Below are 19,529 nucleotides of genomic sequence, written 5' to 3' on the forward strand. Positions count from 1 at the left end.
ATGGCCGCAGCCAGCAAAGCCGTCGCGGACAGCCGCGCCAACCTGCCCTTCGTCTATCGCCAGTACAGCGCCGAGCAGCTCAGACAGGTGCTCTACAAGATGTACCTCATCCGCCGCTTCGAAGAGGGCGCGGAGGAGAGCTACACGCGCGGCCTCATCCACGGCACCATGCATCTGTCGATCGGGCAGGAAGCCAGCGCCATGGGCATCTGCATGCCGCTCGGCGAGGATGACCAGATCACCTCGACGCATCGCGGCCACGGCCACTGCATCGCCAAGGGCGCCGAGGTCAAGCGCATGTTCGCCGAGTTCTTCGGCAAGACCACCGGCTACTGCAAGGGACGCGGCGGCTCGATGCACATCGCCGACGTGGCCAAGGGCAATCTGGGCGCCAATGGTATCGTCGGCGGCGGCATTCCGATCGCCGTCGGGGCGGCGCTCTCCTCCAAGATGATGAAGACCGGCAAGGTCGTGGTCTCCTTCTTCGGCGACGGCGCCAACAATGAGGGCGCTTTCCACGAGGCGCTGAACATGGCGGCGATCTGGAAGCTGCCGGTGATTTTCGTGTGCGAGAACAATGGCTACGGCATGTCGACGTCGACGGCCCGCTCGACCGCGGTCAAGAACATCGCCGAGCGCGCCGCCGCCTATTCGATGCCCGGCGTCATCGTCAACGGCAACATTTTTTCGGAGGTCGCCGAGGCGTCCTACAAGGCCGTCGAGCGCGCACGCGCGGGCGAGGGGCCGACGCTGATCGAGTCCAAGACCTACCGCCATCGCGGCCATTCCAAGAGCGACCGCAACCGCTATCGCACCAAGGAGGAGATCGAGGACTGGATGTCGAACCGCGATCCGATCACCCTGTTCGAAAGCGAGCTGCGCGACTTCGGGTTCATTGACGACAAGGGCATCGAGGCGATCCGCGAAGCGGTGGCCAAGGAAATCGCCGACGGCATCGAGTTCGCCAAGGCGAGCCCGTCGCCTGATGTCAGCGAGACCGGAAATTACGTGTATACGGAGCAGGCGTGATGGACGCGATGGTGCGTGAACTGAGCTACGCCCAGGCGATCCAGGAAGCCATGGCGATCGCCATGGACATGGACGAACGCGTCTTCCTGATGGGCGAGGACATCGGCGTCTATGGCGGCGCCTTCCAGGTGACCGGCGATCTGGTCGAGCGCTACGGCGCGGACCGGGTGATGGATACGCCGATCTCGGAACTGGGCGGCGCGGGTGTCGCGGTGGGTGCGGCCCTCACCGGGATGCGGCCGATCTTCGAGTTCCAGTTCTCCGACTTTGCCACGCTCGCCATGGAGCAGATCGTCAACCAGGCGGCGAAGATGCGCTTCATGCTGGGCGGTGAGGTTTCCGTTCCCGTGGTGATGCGCTTTCCCGCCGGTTCCGGCACCGGTGCCGCCGCGCAGCACAGCCAGAGCCTGGAGGCCTGGCTCGGCCATGTGCCGGGCCTGAAGGTCATCCAGCCGGCGACGCCGCACGATGCCAAGGGCATGCTTTTGGCTGCCGTCGCCGATCCCGATCCGGTGATGATCTTCGAACACAAGCTGCTCTACAAGATGAAGGGCCCGGTTCCGGAAGGCTACTACACGGTGCCGATCGGCAAGGCCGATATCCGCCGCGAAGGGCGCGATCTCACCATCGTCGCCACCTCGATCATGGTGCAGAAGGCGCTCGACGCCGCGGCCGCGCTGGAGGCGGAAGGCATCGACGTCGAAGTCGTCGACCTCAGGACCATCCGGCCGATGGACAAGCAGACCGTCATCGACAGCGTCAAGAAGACGTCGCGGCTGATGTGCGTCTATGAAGCGGTCAAGACGCTCGGGATCGGCGCGGAAGTCAGCGCCATGATCGCCGAGAGCGAGGCGTTCGACTATCTCGACGCGCCGATCGTGCGGCTGGGCGGCGCGGAGACGCCGATCCCGTACAATCCGGAGCTGGAGAAGGCGACGGTGCCGCAGGTTCCCGGCATCATCACCGCCGCCCGCGACCTCGTGAGAGGGGTTCGCTGAGACATGCCGACCGAAGTCATTCTTCCCAAGGTCGACATGGACATGGCGACCGGACAGATCTCGCGCTGGTTCGCCGAGGAAGGCGCCCGGGTCAAGAAGGGCGACGTGCTGTTCGAGATCGAGACCGACAAGGCGGCGATGGAAATCGACGCGCCGGCCAGCGGCATCCTGCGCGATGTCTCCGGCAAGGAAGGCGTCGATATTCCAGTCGGAGCGCCGGTTGCGTGGATCTATGCCGATGATGAAAGCTACGGGGCCAAGCAGGACAAGGCGCCAATCTCCCCCCTTGAGGGGGAGATGTCGACGAAGTCGACAGAGGGGGTTGCCTCAGAAGGCACCGCCCTCGCGCTGAGCCCGGTCGAACCGACCCCACCCGACCGGCCTTCGGCCGGCCACCCTCCCCTCGAGGGGGAGGGGAAACCCCGCGCTACACCCTTGGCGCGTCGATTGGCTCGTGAAGGAGGACTGAATCTCTCCGGCATATCAGGCACAGGCCCACATGGCCGCGTCGTGAAGGCGGATATCGATGCGGTACTCTCCTCCCCCCTCGAGGGGGAGGTGTCCGCGAAGCGGACGGAGGGGGTCGCCTCAGAAGGCACCGCTTTTGCGCCGAGCCCCGTCGAAGCGACCCCAGCCGACCGGCCTGCGGCCGGCCACTCTCCCCTCAAGGGGGAGGGGGACGTGCTGCGCCTGTTCGAGGAAGGTTCCTACGAGCTGGTGCCGCATGACAATATGCGCAAGACCATCGCGCGCCGGCTGGTCGAGGCCAAGACCACCATCCCGCATTTCTACCTGACGCTCGACTGCGAGCTCGATGCGCTGCTTTCGCTGCGCACGCAGCTCAATGCGGCCGCACCGGGAAAGAAGACTGACAAGGGCGAGGCGCCCGCCTACAAGCTCTCGGTCAACGACATGGTGATCAAGGCGATGGCCATGGCGTTGAAGGCGGTGCCGGATGCCAATGCCTCGTGGACCGAAAGCGCCATGGTCAAGCACAGGCATGCCGATGTCGGCGTCGCGGTGTCGATCCCCGGCGGCCTGATCACGCCGATCATCCGCAAGGCGGATGAAAAGACGCTGTCGGTGATCTCCAACGAGATGAAGGACCTGGCCAGCCGCGCGCGCAGCCGCAAGCTGAAGCCGGAGGAATATCAAGGCGGCACCACGGCGGTGTCGAATCTTGGCATGTTCGGCATCAAGGATTTCGCCGCCGTCATCAACCCGCCGCATGCGACGATCCTGGCAGTGGGCGCCGGCGAGGAGCGGGCGGTGGTCAAGAACGGCGAGATCAAAATCGCCACGGTGATGTCGGTGACGCTGTCGACCGACCATCGCGCCGTGGACGGAGCGCTGGGCGCCGAACTGCTGGTCGCCTTCAAGAAGCTGATCGAGAACCCGATGGGCATGCTGGTGTAGGTCACGTTGACGTGAGGAGGCGTCGAATGATGCGCCGGCTCACCACAGAATCGACTTGTCAGGCGCGAACCCTTCGCCCATGTTTCAGGTGGACTGTGATGAAGGGAGGTCCGCATGCCCGCATTCGATCCATCCGACGTCAAGACCCTGTTCGGCAAGGTGATGGGCGCGTCTCCGTCCGACATCAAGCTGGTGGCGCAGCGCCTGCACGATCACGCTTTCGAGCCGCGCATGTCGGCGGACGAAACCAAGCAACTCGTCGCCAGTCTCGGCTATGAGAGCCTGGATGCGTTCTGCGCCGACATCGGCTTGCCTGCGCATATCGCGGAGCGCTGGGGCCGCTTCGGCGTTTCCGGCGAGATGAAGCAGGTGTTCACGCTGCTGGCGGCCCAGCGCAGACGGGTGGCCGAGGCGATCGCCGAATTCGAATCGATGACCCATGTCGGCGTCGAGGATTTCTTGCGCGAACGCGGCCTGATCTAAGCGGCACTGTCAGCCAGCCTTTGCCAGCAGCGCCGTCGCCGTATCGCTGTCGGTGATCAGCACATTGGTGCTGACGGCCTTCAGCGCGGCGAGGATCGCGGCCACCTTGCGTTTTCCGCCGGCGGCCAGCACGACATTCGGCACCTGGCCGACGACATCGAGGTCGATGGCCATGACGCGGCCGTTGACTTCGTGGTCGACCAGCCTGCCTGAGGCATCGACGAAATAGCACAGCATGTTGGCGACCGCGCCCTTCGCTTTCAGCGACGCGATGAGCGACGACGGCACGATGCCGTGGCGGAAGATGGTCGCGTCCGGCGACATGTCGCCGACGGTAAGCAGCGCGATATCGGCGGCGGCAGCGCGCTGCCGCACGTCTTGCAGCGCCGGCTGCGCCCAGAGCAGGTCACGCAGCGAGGGGTTGTCGACCGTCACCGGCGCGGTGATCTGGTAGCTGTCGACCTCGAAGACATCGGCGACCTTGGCGGCGACGATGGACGGATTGATCCATTGCGAATGCGGCAGACTGCCGACGAGCGCCACGACCGAGGCGTGCTTCAGCTGCCGGCGGGCGAGAAAGCCCAAACTGGCATGCAGGGTCGCGCCGCCGCCGATTGCCAGCGTCATGCCGTCCTGCATCTGCTCGCCGAGATAGGCCGCCACGGCGTGGCCGATCGCCTTCTCCAGGTGGTCTTGCGCCGAAGGCGTCGGGATGACGACGGCGGCGTCGAGGCCCCAGCGCTTCTCGAGTGCACGTTCGAGCGCCACCTGTTCGGCGGTCGGCGCGTTGATCATGGTGACGACGATGCCTTCGGCCGTGCACGCGGCCAGCGTGCGCATGACCTTCACCCTGGAGACGTCGAGCTTCTCGGCGATCTGCTCCTGCGTGAAGCCCTCCACATAATAGAGCCACGCCGTCTTGACGTTGAGATCCGACGACACCATCGGCAATCCGGAGCGGGCCGGTCTGGGTTTTTCCACGGGCATCGCTTTTCGTCCTCATGAGCCTTGGCCTGGGCCCCGCATCGCCTCTTCGGAGAAAGGCCGGCCGCGTGTCAACTGGCACCGGATGTCCGGCGTGTCGATTGTTGCACAGTTTTGTTCATTTGTAATTGACATCGAACATATGAACATATTTTGTATATCTCACGCGCTGTGTCATCCACCAGTCATATGCGCCGTGCAGGGAGGAAGAGACAGGGAACCGGCCGGGGCCGGGCCAGTCGTGCACAGACAGGACAGGAGGTCTTATGAAGACGCTATTCATCAAGCTGCTGGGAAGCCAGCTGGCGCTCGCGGCAACTTTGTTTGCCGGCATGGCAAGTGCCGAAACGTTGACGCTCTACACATCCCAGCCGGAAGCCGATGCGGCCAAGACCGTCGAGGCCTTCAAGAAGGCGCAGCCCGGCATCGACGTGGCAATCTATCGTTCCGGTACCAGCGACATCCTCACCAAGATGGCGGCCGAATTCGCCGCCGGCAGCCCGCAGGCCGACGTGCTGTTGATCGCCGATGCGGTCTCGATGGAGCTGCTGAAGAAGGACGGCCGGCTGCTGCCTTATCCCGAGGCAAAGCTCGACGGCATCGAGCCGGATGCTTACGACGCCGACAAGACCTATTTCGGCAGCAAGCTGATCACCACCGGCATCGTCTACAACACCGCGGCCGCCGAGAAGCCGGAACATTGGGCCGATCTCGCCAAGCCGGCCTATGCCGATGGTCTCGTCATGCCGAGCCCGCTCTACTCAGGTGCCGCCGCCTACCTGCTTTCGGGCTTCGCCGGCGATGCCGATTACGGCTGGGATTTCTTCCAGAAGCTGAAGGCCAACAACACCGTCAGCGTGCGCGGCAATGGCGCGGTGCTGAAGTCCGTGGCATCAGGCGAGAAGCCCTATGGCATCCTCGTCGACTTCATGGCGATGAACGCCAAGAAGAAGGGCTCGCCGGTGGAATTCGTGTTCCCCTCGGAAGGCGTGCCGGCCGTGACCGAACCGGTCGCGATCATGAAGACGGCCAAGAATGTCGACGGCGCCAAGAAGTTCGTCGACTTCATTCTTTCGGACGAAGGCCAGAAGCTGGCGCTTTCCATGGGCTACCTGCCGGCACGGGCCTCGGTCGGCCGGCCCGAATGGCTGCCGGAAGGCGTCAAGGTCAAGGTGATGTCGTTCGACACCAAGGCAATCGTCGCCAAGACCGACGCCGACAAGGCGAAGTTCTCGGAACTGTTCGGCGGCTGACAAGGCTCGGCGATCCGGCCGGGATGCCGCTTCGCGGCGGCATCCCCACTGCGCGCTGGTCGAATTTCAGGAAAGCAACCATGCCATCAACGATCAGGGAAAGCCGGGGCCAGGAAATGGTCCTGACGGCGGCGGTAGCCGTCGTCATCGTGCTGCTGTCCCTGCTGCCGATGCTGCGCCTGATCAAGGAAATCGTGGCACCCGGCGGCATGGTGTCAACGATGGCCCTGGAGGCCGGACTGAGAAGTCCGGCGACCTGGATCGCCACCTGGCATACGCTTGTCGTCGGCATAGGCGGCACGGTGCTTGCCGTGCTGTCGGGAACGCTGGTGGCGGTGCTCATCACGCTGACCGACATACGTGGCCGAAGCGCGCTGGTGCTCTGCTACGTCATGCCGCTGATGATCGCGCCGCAGGTCACGGCGCTTGCCTGGCTGCAACTGTTCGGACCGGCCAGCCCGTTCCTCAAGCTGTTCGGCGCCGCACCGCCGCTGGGCACCAAAAACCCGCTCTATTCCACGTCGGGCATCATCCTGCTGCTCGGCGTGCAGTATGGCCCGCTGGTGTTCCTGCTGGTGCGCGCCGGCCTGCGCAAGCTGCCGCGCGAACTGGTCGAGGCGGCGCGAGCCGGCGGCGCGAGCTGGTTCACCGTGCTCGTCACCATCGTGCTACCCCTGATGACACCGTCGATCATGGCGGCAGCGGCACTGGCCTTCGTGTCCTGCGTCGGCAATTTCGGCATTCCCGCCTTTCTCGGCATTCCCGCCAATTACTTGGTGCTGCCGACCTTGATCTATCAAAAACTGGCCGGCGGCGGGCCGGCCGTGCTCGGCGAGACGGCGTTCCTGTCGGTGCTGATCGGCATCATCGCCATGGCCGGCATTATCGCCCAGGAGGTCATGAGCCGGCGCCGCGACTACCGCATCAGCTCCACCTCGCTGCCCGCCGAGCCCTACGAGCTTGGCCGCTGGCGTCCGGTCGTCCAGGCCGGCATGTGGCTGCTGGTCGTACTGGTGTTGTTCCTGCCGCTGTTCGGGCTGGTGCTGACGTCGCTGGTTCCCGGCTACGGCATCGCGCTCAGCGCCAAGACGGCGACGCTCGACAATTACCGTTTCGTGTTGTTCGAGCACGCTGCCGCCAGCCGCGCCTTCTTCAACAGCTTCTGGCTGTCTATCGCCGCCGCCTTCTTCGCGGTCCTCGTCGCCGTGCCGATCGGCTATCTCATTGCCTGGGGCAAACAGCGCTGGGTGCGGCTGCTCAATCTTTCGGTCGAACTGCCCTATGCCTTGCCCGGCGTGGTGCTGGCGATCGCATCGCTGCTGCTGTTCCTGCGGCCGATCCCGCTGACCGGCATACAGCTCTACAACACGGTCTGGATCATCCTCTACGCCTATCTCGCCCGCTTCCTGGTGCTGGCCTTGCGGCCGACCATCAGCGGCTATCACCAGATCGACCGGACGCTGGAGGAGGCTGCACAAGTGGCGGGCGCCGGCCTGTTCACGCGCATGCGCACCATCGTCTTTCCTTTGGTGGCGCCGGCGGCGATCGCCGGCGGCCTGCTGATCTTCATGACGGCGCTCAGCGAGCTCACGGTCTCGGCGCTGCTGTGGTCGTCGGGTTCCGAGACAATCGGCGTGGTGATGTTCTCGTTCGAACAGGGCGGCGATTCCAACTACGCGGCGGCGATGTCCGTCATCACGGTCGCGGTCACCTTCGTGCTGATGCTGGTGACCAACCTGCTTGCCCCTCACCTTCCGAGTGGAGTTCTGCCATGGCGCGATTGACCCTGGACCATGTGACCAAGAGCTTCGCCGAGTTCGATGCGGTCAAGGACGTTTCGATCGATGTCGGCGACGGCGAATTCCTTGCCGTGCTCGGGCCTTCCGGCTGCGGCAAGACGACGTTGCTGCGGCTTGTCGCCGGCTTCGAGAAGGTGACGTCGGGCGAAATCCGCGTCGGCAGCGAGGTCGTGTCGGGTGCAGGCGGCAGCGTTCCACCAGAGAAGCGGCGGGTCGGCATCGTCTTCCAGAACTACGCATTGTGGCCGCACATGACGGTCGCCGAGAACATCGGCTATTCGCTCAAGGTTGCAAAGCTGGACAAGGCGGTCGCCCGCCAGAAGGTTGCCGACGCGCTGGCCCTGGTCAATCTACAGGGGTTAGGAGACCGTAGGCCGGCCAACCTCTCCGGCGGCCAGCGCCAGCGCGTGGCCCTGGCGCGCTGCCTGGTCGCCGCGCCCTCGCTGGTATTGTTCGACGAGCCACTCGCCAATCTCGACGTGCATCTCAGGGCCTCGATGGAGGACGAGTTCGCCGCCTTTCACAAGCGCACCGGCACGACCATCGTCTACATCACCCACGATCAGGCCGAGGCCATGGCGCTGGCCGATCGCATCGCGGTGATGGATCACGGTCGCCTGGTCCAGCTCGCGACCCCGCGCGAGCTCTATCATGAGCCGGCGAATGAAATGGTGGCCTCCTTCATTTCACAGGGCATTCTGCTTCCGGCCGACGTGCTGAGCTCCGAGGAGGCGGGTCATTGCAAGGTCCGGGTTCTCGGAACCGAGCTGGTCGTCCGCTGCCGGGCAGGCGAGCGGCCGCGCGCTGGCGCAAGGATCTGCTGCCGGTCGGCCGATCTCGACGTCTCGTCGGACGGCCCCGGCTTCGATGGCCTCGTCAAGCGGGTGATCTACCAGGGTGGCTCGGCGCGCATCGAATTTACGCCTTCCGCAGGACCTGATCTTACCTTGCATTTCGAGCAGCCCGACCCGGTCGTGCTGGAGAGCGGAGCCCAGGCGCGCCTGCGCATTAAGTCCGGCTGGGTAATCCCGGCGGAGGCGGCGTCGTGATGAAGCTGGACCTGGCCGGCGGCTTCGGCGAAAAGGGCCGCACCAGCGTTGCCGTCCGCAGCGGAAACGATCGCATCCTGCTCGATATCGGCATCAAGGTCGGGGCCACAGGGGCGGAGTACTATCCGGCACTTGACGGGTCGATCGCCGACATCGACGCGTTGTTTGTCTCGCATGCGCACGAGGATCACGTCGGTGCTCTGAGCTGGCTTTTGTCGCGCGGCTATGCCGGTCCGATTTTCATGACGGCCGAAACCCGCGCCGAGGCTCCGGCCACGCTCGCCGGCTATGCCGATCCCGGGGATCTCAAGCGATTTCCCTTTCCGGAAGATCGCATCGAGATTTTCGAACCCGGCGATTTGCTGAAGAGCGGCAATCTCAGGGTCAGGACGGGGAGGTCGGGACATGTCGTCGGCGGCGTCTGGTTTGCCGTCGACGATGGCAAGAGCCGCGTCGTCTATTCGGCCGACGTGGTGCCGGACAGCAATGTCTTCGTGATGGACGCGATCCCCGAATGCGATCTTCTCGTTCTCGACGCGTCCTATGGCGCCGATCCCGTGCCGGGTGCGGCGCGCGCCGAGGCCATTTCGGGCTGGGTGGCGCGCCATTCGAACGGATGCCTTCTGCCGACGCCGCTGTCGGGGCGGTCGCTGGAATTGATCGCGGCCTTGCCGGGACCCTTCGCCATCCACGCCGGCATGCGTGCTTCGCTCGAAGCGCAGATCGCCGCCACTTCAGCGCTGCTGCCTGGCGTATCCGAGATCCTGCGCTTGCGGCTGGGTAGTGCCGCAGACTGGACCGACGCCGACCCGCTGCCCTCGCTGCCCTTGCTGGCCGATGACGGCATGGGCGAGGCCGGGCCTTCGTCCCGCCTGCTGCCGCGCGCCGACCGGGCCGGCTTTCCGGTGTTGCTGACCGGGCATCTGCCCTCCGGCTCCCCCGGCGATCTGCTGCACAAAGCCGGCCGGGCGGACTGGGTGCGCATGCCCACCCACCCAACGCTGTCGGGCAATGTCGATATCTGGGAGAAGGCAGGGCGCCCGGAGGCGCTCGGTCATTCCTGCGCGAGCGAACTCCTCGACGACCTGAAAGCCCATATTCCGTCGCTGCGCCCGCAATGCCGCACCGGCCAGAACATCCCGGTGCGCCGAGGAAACGAGACATGAGACTCCTGATCTGCAACGATGACGGCATCGAGGCGCCGGGCCTTGCCCGGCTGGTCAAGGCGGCCGGCAGCCTGAGCGACGATTTGTGGGTGGTGGCACCCGACGGCAAGCGCACCGCCGCGGGCGCATCGCTGACGATCGCGCGGCCGTTGATCATGCGGCGCGTCAAGCCCGGCTGGTATTCGTGTTCCGGCACTCCGGCCGACTGCGTGGTGAGTGCGATGGCCTGGCTGTTCGCGGATGGCCAAAAGCCCGACCTGGTTCTGGCGGGCGTCAATGACGGGCGCAACGTCGCCGAGGACCTTGCCTATTCCGGGACGCTGGGCATTGCGCGCGAGGCGACATTCTGGGGTATTCCGGCGATCGGCTTTTCCCGGGTGAAGAATCCGGACTTCAGCGGTGTCGACGACGAGTGGCTCGGCGCGTTGATCTCCTCGCTCTGGCGGTCGCGTGAAGAGTGGGCGGCATATGGCCATTGGCTCAGCATCAACCTGCCGGCTTCGCTGCCGGCCGGGATCCGGCAGCCGCGCATCGGCCGCGACAAGATCGGCCGCAAGGCTGAAATCCTGGAGAGCGACGGCGATCGCACCGTCATCACAGTCCCGCGCGGGCGCGCTCACGCAAGTGAGCCGGGCGACGAGAACGAGGCGATCGATGCCGGCTTCGTCAGCATCAACCGGCTGAACTGGTTTGGCGAAACGCCGCTGGACGGACAGTTTCTGGACGAGATCCAGCACCAGCGGCAAGGCTAGTCACTCGTCACAGAACAGGGTCGTTGCGAATATTCAGGACGGCACGGTCGCTCGACCAGCCGTGCCAACGCCTCGACGGGCGGCGCAGCGGCGCGGATCATCCAGATCACCGAGCTGTGCAGCGGTTAAATTGCATCAATCCAAAGCCTATGCTTGAAGCCGCCGCTATTTCATTCCACATCGGTCAGCATGAAGGACGAGGCACGAGAGCGGCGTCGGGATCTGTTGTGGGCGCTGCCCGCATCGCTGATCCTGCATGCGCTCCTCGCAGCGCTGGTGTTCTACAACCTGCCGAGGCCAGCCCAGGAGCCGCAGCAGGACCAGCCGGTAAATGTCGCGCTCGTGCCTCCGCCCGATCAGCCAAAACCGAAACCTGCTCCCGCACCGCCAAAGGAGCCCAAAGCCGAGAAGCCGCCGGAAACGAAGCCTGAAGAACCGCCCGAAAAGCAGTCGCGCAAGACGCCGCCGATCGAGACCTTGAGACCTGTCTTTCAGTTCGGCGACAAGGACGCCGGCCCCAGGAAATCCCTGGACGGAGCCAGCGCTCAAGACAGTTCGCCAGCGCCTGCCAAGGAGGAGACGTCCAAGCCGCCCGTGACGCCTGAGCCTGCGGAGACCAAGTCTGGCGCGCCGGCGGCCACCGAAAAGCCGGCAGAGTTGCCCGAGGCCGGCGAGAAGCCGGCAACCGCCGCGAAGGATGCCGAGTCCCTGAAGGATGCTGAGGAGGCGGAAACCCCCGACGCCGACAAGCAAACGGCCGCGGCACCGCCGTTGGCCGCCGATGACGGCGACACTGAGGTCGAGCTTCCCATATCGGCTGAAAAGCCGACGCCCAAACCCGCAAATGCGCCGAAGCCCGGCTCTTCAAAGGTCTCGAAGTCCCCCAAGGGGAGCGCGGGAGACCCAGCTTCCCCTGATGTCGCCAGTGCCGCGTCGCGTCGCTATTCCGGGCTTCCGGGCGTTCGCAAGCTCTATTCGCAAGACGCTACCGGCGATGCGCTGGCCACGACCTCGATGGGCGGCGTGCCGCGCGCCCAGCGTGGTGCCAAACTTTGCGCCAGCGCATTGCAGCAGCAATTGCTGGACGCCTCTTATTTCCCCGACTTGATCCCAAGCGTGCCGCTGAAGGCCGGCAATATTCTCAACGCCCCGGATGTCGCTTTCCGCGCAACGGGCACGTGGTACCATCTGGGCTTCCGCTGCGAGGTCGACAGCGATGTGACCAGGGTTTTGTCGTTCGGCCTACGTGTCGGATCTGTAATCCCGCCCGACGAATGGGTTCGGCTTGGACTACCCACTCGCTAGAACAAGCTCTTAGGCGGGGACACCGAGCCCGGACAATTGCCGGCTGATCTCTTGCCAGTCGGTGCAGACGAAATCGGCGCCGGCCGCCTTCAGTCGCGCGCCATGCTCGGGATAGGTGTGGCCGCCGCCGGTGTAGCCGATCGCCGTCATGCCGGCGGCAACCGCGCCCTGGATACCGAAGGGCGAATCCTCGATGACGATGCAGTCCGCCGGATTGACGCCCCTCTTTGCCGCGGCGAACAGGAAAATGTCTGGCGCGGGCTTGCCGTTCTTAACCATCGAGGAGCTGTAAATTGCGTCGCCGAAGAACCGTGCCAGCGCGGTCACCGCCAGGCTGTGGTTTATGCGCTCGACGGAGGACGAGGAGGCAACGCAGCGGTCGCCCTCAAGCGCCTCCAGAAACGCGGCGATTCCTGGTGTCGGCTTCAGTTCCTGCGAAAACAGGATCCTGGTCTCGGTCCAGATGTCGCCATCCGCCGCCGCCGGAAACTGATGGCCGGTCAATTCCCTGATTTTGACGATGATGTCGGACTGTTTCATGCCGATGCACTGGGCGATGATGCCGCCGTGCACGCCCGGCATGCCGTGCTTTTCATAGACGCGCTCATAGGCCCTCGCGGCCAGAGGTTCGCTGTCGACGAGGACGCCGTCGCAATCGAAAATGATAGGCCTTGATCGCGCCACGCGCTTCTCCCCGGAGTTTTGCACTTTGCTACCGGCAAAAAGTCAAATGTTCAATAGCGTGGTGGTCGGGCGCCAAAATCTGTCAAAGCTGGCGTAGCGCATCGCTGGCCCGGGCCGACCCAAGCGCCCTTTGCATGGCCTGCCGCGATTGCGCGCGATCCGGCGTGATCCAGTTCGGTTCGGCGCCAAGGAAGCGGTCGAGGAAAGCCACGGCATAGGCCGGCATCTCGGTCACGTTCTCGCGATAGGACCACCATGTGCGCAGGTCGTCGGCGCATTTGTCGATGCTGGGCGCTGAGCCGAATTCCTGCTCGTAGATCGCCGAAATCACCGAAACGCAATAATTGGTGTAGAGGAACCCCTCAGGCCAGAAGCGGACGATTTCCAGCGTGCCGGCATTCTGCTCGGTCTCGACGAGATGGCTGAGGCCGGAGACTTCCCTGGCCGGCGCCTGCCGTATCAGTTCGCGCAGCACGAGGCCGGCGGCAAAGACGATGAAGTCGGCGCGGTCGATCGCGGCGAAACGCTTCTGCGCCTCCATGATCTCGACCCAGTCGAGAAAAGCCCTTGTGAGCCTGGCTTCGTCGATTTCAAAACGCACGCCGAATGTGTCGGACACCACCTTGGCGCTGCCGCGAAACGTGGCGCGGAACCAGCGCAATTGTCGCAACCGATGGCGAAGGTCGGGCATAAGGGCCAGTTCATCCCTGAAGGGCAGTTCCATTTCACATATCCCGTTTGAGGACAGGCTAGCACAACCGTGCCGTCGCCGAAATCGGCCGACGGCCCTGTGGATGACCGTGACCGAGGTCAATATCATACATATTGACATTCTCGGAAACAAATGTTCTCACTTTGCTGTTGTCGCGCATCCGTCCAAGATGCGGTTCAATGAAGGCTTCGGGAGGAGAACCGAATGGCGATTTGGCAGTGGGGACTGCTTCTTCTGGTTATCGTGTGGGCGCTGCAGTCGCTCGGCGTCTGGCTGCAGATGCGGCACTATTCGGATGTCTTCCGGGGCGTCACCGACCAGTACAAGGATGGCTTCGTCGGGGCCGGCAATTTTCGCGGCCGGCTGGCCAAGGGCACCATCGCGCTCGTCGTGGTGACGCCGGACCTAATCGTGCGCCGCATGATGGTCATGAGCGGGCGCTCGGTGTTCACCAAATTCAAACGACATCAACAATTCGAGGGTGTTCCCCTCGATCAACTCCGGTCCAACCCTGCGATCTTGGGGGAGGGGGAACCCGGTGTGGCCGAGGCCGTGAAACGGGCGATTGAACAGATCGACAAAGCACGGTCGGAGCCGGGGAAGAAGCCGGGCTTGTCCGGCTTGAACGTAGCAAGGGCCTAGAGGACGCCGCGCACCGGCCGGGATCAACCGGCGGGCGGCATAAGGAGGAGAAATGTCTGTATTTTCGTTATTGGCGCAGCATGCCGACATGGCCGTGCATAACCTGCATGTTGCAGGCACCATGGTCTCGGATGCTGCCTGGCACGGCAGGCTCGGCGTCGAGCATGCCACCGATCATCTCGTGGTGTTGGCGCAGGCGCAGACCGACAGCGCGCCTGTCACCGCCGATCAGCTGAAGGAACAGCTGAAAAACGTGCAGCAGGAAGAGCAACTCGGCTGGCTGACCGCAATCGGCAAATACTTCATCGGCATCTTCCAGAAAGGCGGCGAAGTGTTCGCCGGCTTCGTTACCGGCATCATCCCGACACTGGTGGTGCTGATGACCGCCTTCTACGCCGTCACCGAACTGGTCGGCGAGGAGCGCGTCCACGGCCTGGCACGCGGCGCCGGCAGGATCGCGCTGACCCGCTATACGCTGCTGCCTCTGCTGGCGGTGTTCTTCCTCACCAACCCGATGGCTTACACCTTCGGATCGTTCCTGGAAGAAAAGCACAAGCCCGCCTTCTATGACGCGGCTGTCTCCTATGTGCATCCGCCGCTCGGCCTGTTCCCGCATATCAACCCGGGCGAATACTTCGTCTGGGGCGGCATGCTGGTCGCGTTGCTTGACCTCGAGAAGCGGGGTGTCGTCGCCGGAGGTTATCACGTCAAGGTGGCGATCTGGTACGCCATCGTCGGCCTCGTCGTCATCCTGCTCAAGGGCATGCTGACCGAGCGCATCACCGCCATCATGGCACGCCGCCAGGGCATCGAGCTGTAACGGCGGGGAGGACATCATGGCCAAGACATACAAAGCCGTAAGGATCTCCCGGGGCTCCACAGGCTGGGGCGGCCCGCTCGTCATCGAGCCGACCGCACAGCGCGACAAGATCGTCTCCGTCACCGGAGGCGGCATCCATCCCGTGGCACAGCTCATCGCCGACATGACCGGCGCCACGGCCGTCGACGGCTTCAAGGCGCCGCCGATCGAAAGCGAGATGGCGGTCGTCGTCGTCGACTGCGGCGGCACCGCACGCTGCGGCGTCTATCCGCGCAAGCGCATCCCGACCGTCAACCTGACGCCGGTCGGCCAGGCTGGGCCGCTCGCCCAGTTCATCACCGAGGACATCTACGTTTCGGGCGTGAAGCCGGCCAATGTCACGATGGCGGACGGATCCGAGGCGGTCACCACTGCGGGGGGAGCAGCATCGATGAGTCCAGGCAACAACACCGCGGCCGCGGCACCACAGCCGCTACCGAGCGAAGGCGGGCTGATCGGCCTGATCAGCTCGATCGGCCGCGTCATGGGCCGCGTGGTCGGCATCTTCTTCAATGCCGGCCGCCGTACGATCGACCAGGTGGTGCGCAACGTGCTGCCGTTCATGGCCTTCGTGACCATGCTCATCGGCCTGATCCTGTACACCGGCATCGGCGACGTGCTTGCCCAGCCGATGGGACCGCTCGCCAACAACATCGTCGGCCTGCTGATCATCTCGGCCATCTGCGGCCTGCCGTTCCTGTCCCCCATCCTGGGACCGGGCGCGGTCATCGCGCAGGTCATCGGCGTCGCCATCATCGGTCCGCAGATCGCCAACGGCACGATTTCGCCGGCGATGGCGCTGCCGGCGCTGTTTGCCTACAACACCCAGGTGGGCTGCGACTTTGTCCCGGTCGGCCTGGCGCTCGGTGAAGCCAAGCCCAAGACGATCGAAATCGGCGTCCCGGCGGTTCTCATCAGCCGCCAGATCATGGGCCCGGTCTCGGTGCTGATCGCCTGGGTCGTCAGCCTGATCGTGTTCTAAGCAAATTCCGGGAAAGCCTGAAACGGCTTTCCCGGAAAAAGGCGCGTAGCGCTTTCCCTTGGGAATTGCGCCAAAGCACGGAGATAGAGGGGTTCACGGGCGTCCGTGACCCCCTCGAGGAAAGTAAGGAAATGAGGTTCGCCATATGACGGTTCTGCTGAGAACACGGGTCACTTCCATCGGGCCTGAGGTGGCGGACCTTGCCGAAGGGGGCGTGCTCATCCTGTTCGCGGATGGCTCGCCGCCGGAGCTTGCCGAGGTTTCCGTGCTCCACAAGACGGAACTCGGGCCCAGCGAAGGCGCGCCGCAGAAGGGCGCGTCGATCACCCTTGGACCTGTTTCCGCGACAATCACGGCGGTCGGCTCCAGCGCCTGGAGCAAGGTGCTCGAGATGGGGCATGTCGTCATCTCGTTCAATGGCGCCACCGAGGCCGAGCGGCCGGGCGAGATCTGCGCTTCGCAGGTCGACGCTCAAGCGCTCGTGGCCGCCCTGAAGACAGACGCGATCATCACCATCGCCGCCTGAAGCATTCGCGCCGCGACCCATGTCGGCGCGGCGCCACAACAGAGTATTTGCCATGGAACGCTCGACCATCGTCAGAGTGCATGAAGGTTTGCACGCCCGTCCCGCCACGCGCTTCGTCAAGCTTGCCAAGGGTTTCGAATCCGATGTCGAGCTGGTCAAGGACGGCAAGGCGGTCAGCGCCAAGAGCTCGGTCAAGCTGATGCTGCTGGCGGTGAAGGAAAACCAGGAAGTCACCGTGCGGGCGAATGGCGCGGACGCCATCGAAGCGATCGAGGCGCTGATCGGCTATCTCGAGAACCCGAAGGCAGGTCTCGACGATGACGATCCGCAATCGGCCGCCAACACGGGCGAGGAAACTGTGCCGGCGTCCGAACCCGTACCGGATGTTTCAGGCACGGCCGGTTTGCGCGGCGTCGCGGCGAGCGAGGGCGTCGCCATCGGGCCTGCCTTCGCGCATTTTCCACCTGACATCGCTGGACAGGGCCGCATGCTGCGGGCGGAGGAGATCGCCGGCGAGATCGACAGGTTCCGCGCCGCCGTCGCCGCCGTTCAGGCGCGCATGGACAAGGCGCTGGCGCAGGACACCCTGTCCGCCGGAGATCGCGGCATCATCGCGGCGCTGCGGGACATCGCCGCCGACGACAGCCTGACCGGCGAGGCCGAGGAGGCGATCAAAAGCGGAAACGATGCGGTTTCGGCCGTCATCACCGCCGCCTCCACCATTGCCGCCGATTTCAGCGCGGTCGACGATCACTATCTCAACGCGCGCGCCGACGACGTGCATGCGGTCGGACGACAGATCTGTCTGGCGTTGCTCGGCCAGGATGACGCCAGCCTCGAAAATATCCCCGAAGGCGCCATCCTGATCGCCGACGATATCGGCGCCTGGGACCTGGCGCGGGCGCCGCTGAAGCGCATCGGCGGGGTGGTATGCGGCCATGGCGGGGCCACCTCGCATATTGCCATCATCGCCCGTTCGCACGGCATTCCGGCAGTGCTGGGCCTTGGCGACCAGATCAATGCCCTGCGCAGCGCGCGCGAAGTGGCCGTGGACGGCAATGGCGGGCAGGTGATCGTCGACCCCGATGCGGCGACCCGCGCGGACTTCGCCGCCCGCGTCCAGGCGGCGGCCAAGGAGCGCGCCGGACTGGCCGTGTTCAAGACCGTGACGCCCAAACTCGCGGACGGCAGGATCATCGAGGTCGCCGCCAATATCGGCTCGCTGGAGGAAATCGAGGCAGCGCAGGAAGCCGGCGCCATGGGCGTCGGCCTGTTCCGCACCGAGCTTCTGTTCATGCGCCATATGCATCTGCCCTCCGAGGACATGCAGGCCGAGACCTATGCGGCGCTGGCCAAGGCATTCGCGCCCTATCCCGTCATCGTGCGCACGCTCGACATAGGCGGCGACAAGCCGATCGCCGGCATCGAATTTCCCGACGAGGAAAATCCCTTCCTCGGCTGGCGCGGCATCCGCATGTGCCTCGACCGGCCCGACATCTTCAAGCGCCAGCTACGGGCGCTGCTCAGGGCAGCCGTGCACGGCAACATCAAGGTGATGTTGCCGATGGTCTCCGACATATCGGAGGTGCGGCAGACGCGGGTCCTGGTTGCCGAATGCGCGGCGGAACTGAAGGCGCAAGGCGTGCCGCATGCGGCGTTCGATCTCGGCGTGATGATCGAAACGCCGGCCGCCGTTCTGATCGCGCCGGCGCTGGCGAAAGAAGTGTCGTTCTTCTCGATCGGCACCAACGACCTGACCCAGTACATCATGGCCGCCGACCGGCTCAACCCGACCGTGGCCAAGCTCAATGATGTCGCCAACCCGGCCGTCATGTCGGCGATCGAGTTGACCGCAAAGGCCGGCGTGGCCGCCGGCATCATGGTGGGCATGTGCGGCGAGGCGGCCGGCCGCCCGGATCTCATCCCGGCCTTTCTCGAGATGGGGCTGACCGAGCTCTCGATGAGCCCGGCCTCGATCCAGCGCGCCAAGAAGACCATCACGTCCATGGCGGCCGGGCGATAGTCCCGACCGGAACCGGCAGCTAGGGCAGATGGGCAAGCAAGGTGGCGAAGACAGGTGTCAATTCATCGACCGGGCTCGCCTTGGCACAGGCCTTGACGATGCGGTCGTGACGGATGCCGGCCGCCAGAACAGCGGTCTCCAGCATGTCGGGCTCCGGCGCACCGTCGCTGGCCGTTGTGGCCAGGCCGCAGGCCAGGACGACAGGGGCCAGGCAAGCTATGTCCAGCGCCCGGTCGCCGATTGCATCCGGTTCGGCTTCGGCAAAGCGGACAGGCCGGTGGTTGAGGCACTCGACCAGCAGCCCCGCACAGGCAGCGGCGACGGCCGGCAGCGCGGCGGGTGCGGGTCTGGCGGGTATCGCGGCCAGCAGACCGGCGTGGCGTTTTCGCATGGCGACGTGGACGGCGGCGAAATCCGCCTCGTGGATCCGGGCATTGTCGATCTTCAGGGCGGCGAGCACGGTCCTGGTCAGATAGTACATGTCGCGCCGGAAGACGCGCTCGGCGCTCGACCGGCGTTCCTCGTTGCCGGCCGGGAAATAGATGCCAAGGCCTTTCACGGTCGTTCCGTCGATCTTCGTCGGGCGGTCATGCGGGACAAAGGATTCGGCGATCGACAAGGCTTCGTCGACGGCACTGGCGGCATGGCCGAGCAGGCCTTCGATGCCTTTGCCCGGGAACGGCGGCAAATGGCTGGTTGCTTCCCGCACGAGATTGGCCTCGCTGTCGCTGTCGTGGCGGCTCTGGCGAATGATGTCGCGGACGTCGCGCAGCCGGTCCTTCAAATTGACGCGGACATCCTTGGAGATTTGTCGGAGCATCGCGAATCGCCTCGAAAACGTCTACCGGCCTCGGCCGCCGAGAGCCG

At 64.8% G+C, this 19,529-nt stretch carries 19 protein-coding genes; 15 read left to right on the plus strand and 4 right to left on the minus strand.

From position 1 onward, the window contains the following. The 4 genes from FJ973_RS26910 (at position 1) to FJ973_RS26925 (ending at position 3,926) form a co-directional block, all read left to right on the plus strand. On the plus strand, positions 1–1,029 hold the full coding sequence (locus tag FJ973_RS26910; protein ID WP_140500625.1) for a thiamine pyrophosphate-dependent dehydrogenase E1 component subunit alpha: 1,029 nt from the start codon (positions 1–3) through the stop codon (positions 1,027–1,029). Then, the gene (locus FJ973_RS26915) at positions 1,029–2,027 is read left to right on the plus strand and encodes an alpha-ketoacid dehydrogenase subunit beta (RefSeq protein WP_140558466.1); all 999 of its coding nucleotides are present in this window, start codon (positions 1,029–1,031) and stop codon (positions 2,025–2,027) included. The genes FJ973_RS26910 and FJ973_RS26915 overlap by 1 nt, the downstream gene beginning before the upstream one ends. Before the next feature lie 3 nt (positions 2,028–2,030). After that, complete coding sequence (locus FJ973_RS26920; RefSeq protein ID WP_140558468.1) at positions 2,031–3,443, plus strand: pyruvate dehydrogenase complex dihydrolipoamide acetyltransferase; 1,413 nt, start codon at positions 2,031–2,033, stop codon at positions 3,441–3,443. Positions 3,444–3,557: 114 nt separating this feature from the next. After that, positions 3,558–3,926 carry a hypothetical protein gene (locus tag FJ973_RS26925; RefSeq protein WP_140500628.1) on the plus strand — a complete coding sequence of 123 codons (369 nt, stop codon included), beginning with the start codon at positions 3,558–3,560 and terminating at the stop codon, positions 3,924–3,926. A 9-nt stretch (positions 3,927–3,935) separates the two neighbouring features. On the opposite strand, the gene FJ973_RS26930 is transcribed toward FJ973_RS26925, so the two are convergent. Beyond that, positions 3,936–4,913 (minus strand): sugar-binding transcriptional regulator, encoded by a 978-nt coding sequence (locus FJ973_RS26930; protein ID WP_140500629.1) that lies wholly within the window; start codon positions 4,911–4,913, stop codon positions 3,936–3,938. A 263-nt stretch (positions 4,914–5,176) separates the two neighbouring features. Here FJ973_RS26930 and FJ973_RS26935 point away from each other — a divergent pair, with 263 nt between their 5' ends. The 6 genes from FJ973_RS26935 (at position 5,177) to FJ973_RS26960 (ending at position 12,234) form a co-directional block, all read left to right on the plus strand. After that, positions 5,177–6,163, plus strand: coding sequence for an ABC transporter substrate-binding protein (locus tag FJ973_RS26935; protein WP_140500630.1), 987 nt, complete (start codon positions 5,177–5,179; stop codon positions 6,161–6,163). An 80-nt stretch (positions 6,164–6,243) separates the two neighbouring features. Beyond that, the gene (locus FJ973_RS26940; protein ID WP_140500631.1) at positions 6,244–7,947 is read left to right on the plus strand and encodes an iron ABC transporter permease; all 1,704 of its coding nucleotides are present in this window, start codon (positions 6,244–6,246) and stop codon (positions 7,945–7,947) included. Next, positions 7,935–9,011 (plus strand): ABC transporter ATP-binding protein, encoded by a 1,077-nt coding sequence (locus FJ973_RS26945; RefSeq protein WP_140500632.1) that lies wholly within the window; start codon positions 7,935–7,937, stop codon positions 9,009–9,011. Before FJ973_RS26940 ends, FJ973_RS26945 begins: the two co-directional genes overlap by 13 nt. Beyond that, a complete protein-coding gene (locus FJ973_RS26950; protein WP_140558488.1) occupies positions 9,011–10,177 on the plus strand; it encodes an MBL fold metallo-hydrolase in 1,167 nt (388 codons plus the stop codon). The genes FJ973_RS26945 and FJ973_RS26950 overlap by 1 nt, the downstream gene beginning before the upstream one ends. Next, positions 10,174–10,929 carry a 5'/3'-nucleotidase SurE gene (locus FJ973_RS26955; protein WP_140517920.1) on the plus strand — a complete coding sequence of 252 codons (756 nt, stop codon included), beginning with the start codon at positions 10,174–10,176 and terminating at the stop codon, positions 10,927–10,929. Before FJ973_RS26950 ends, FJ973_RS26955 begins: the two co-directional genes overlap by 4 nt. A gap of 189 nt (positions 10,930–11,118) precedes the next feature. Continuing rightward, a complete protein-coding gene (locus FJ973_RS26960) occupies positions 11,119–12,234 on the plus strand; it encodes a DUF930 domain-containing protein (protein ID WP_140558489.1) in 1,116 nt (371 codons plus the stop codon). A gap of 9 nt (positions 12,235–12,243) precedes the next feature. Here FJ973_RS26960 and FJ973_RS26965 read toward each other — a convergent pair whose 3' ends face one another. After that, positions 12,244–12,918, minus strand: coding sequence for an HAD family phosphatase (locus tag FJ973_RS26965; RefSeq protein WP_140558470.1), 675 nt, complete (start codon positions 12,916–12,918; stop codon positions 12,244–12,246). An 82-nt stretch (positions 12,919–13,000) separates the two neighbouring features. After that, positions 13,001–13,642 carry a hypothetical protein gene (locus tag FJ973_RS26970; RefSeq protein WP_140517923.1) on the minus strand — a complete coding sequence of 214 codons (642 nt, stop codon included), beginning with the start codon at positions 13,640–13,642 and terminating at the stop codon, positions 13,001–13,003. A gap of 192 nt (positions 13,643–13,834) precedes the next feature. Here FJ973_RS26970 and FJ973_RS26975 point away from each other — a divergent pair, with 192 nt between their 5' ends. From FJ973_RS26975 to ptsP, 5 genes are all read left to right on the plus strand, one after another. Further along, positions 13,835–14,272, plus strand: a complete 438-nt coding sequence (locus FJ973_RS26975; RefSeq protein WP_140517924.1) for a transcriptional regulator GutM — start codon at positions 13,835–13,837, stop codon at positions 14,270–14,272. Positions 14,273–14,324: 52 nt separating this feature from the next. Beyond that, positions 14,325–15,092 carry a PTS glucitol/sorbitol transporter subunit IIC gene (locus tag FJ973_RS26980; protein WP_140501608.1) on the plus strand — a complete coding sequence of 256 codons (768 nt, stop codon included), beginning with the start codon at positions 14,325–14,327 and terminating at the stop codon, positions 15,090–15,092. Positions 15,093–15,108: 16 nt separating this feature from the next. Beyond that, the gene (locus tag FJ973_RS26985) at positions 15,109–16,113 is read left to right on the plus strand and encodes a PTS glucitol/sorbitol transporter subunit IIB (protein ID WP_140558471.1); all 1,005 of its coding nucleotides are present in this window, start codon (positions 15,109–15,111) and stop codon (positions 16,111–16,113) included. Positions 16,114–16,258: 145 nt separating this feature from the next. Further along, on the plus strand, positions 16,259–16,639 hold the full coding sequence (locus tag FJ973_RS26990; RefSeq protein WP_140558473.1) for a PTS glucitol/sorbitol transporter subunit IIA: 381 nt from the start codon (positions 16,259–16,261) through the stop codon (positions 16,637–16,639). 52 nt (positions 16,640–16,691) lie between these two features. After that, positions 16,692–18,662 carry a phosphoenolpyruvate--protein phosphotransferase gene (ptsP, locus tag FJ973_RS26995; protein ID WP_140558475.1) on the plus strand — a complete coding sequence of 657 codons (1,971 nt, stop codon included), beginning with the start codon at positions 16,692–16,694 and terminating at the stop codon, positions 18,660–18,662. A gap of 19 nt (positions 18,663–18,681) precedes the next feature. Here the strand turns inward: ptsP and FJ973_RS27000 are convergent, their stop codons facing one another. Further along, positions 18,682–19,482 (minus strand): hypothetical protein, encoded by an 801-nt coding sequence (locus tag FJ973_RS27000; RefSeq protein ID WP_140558476.1) that lies wholly within the window; start codon positions 19,480–19,482, stop codon positions 18,682–18,684. Positions 19,483–19,529: the final 47 nt, after the last annotated feature.

Origin of the sequence: Mesorhizobium sp. B2-1-3 (assembly GCF_006442495.1) — a bacterium.
Taxonomy (GTDB): domain Bacteria; phylum Pseudomonadota; class Alphaproteobacteria; order Rhizobiales; family Rhizobiaceae; genus Mesorhizobium.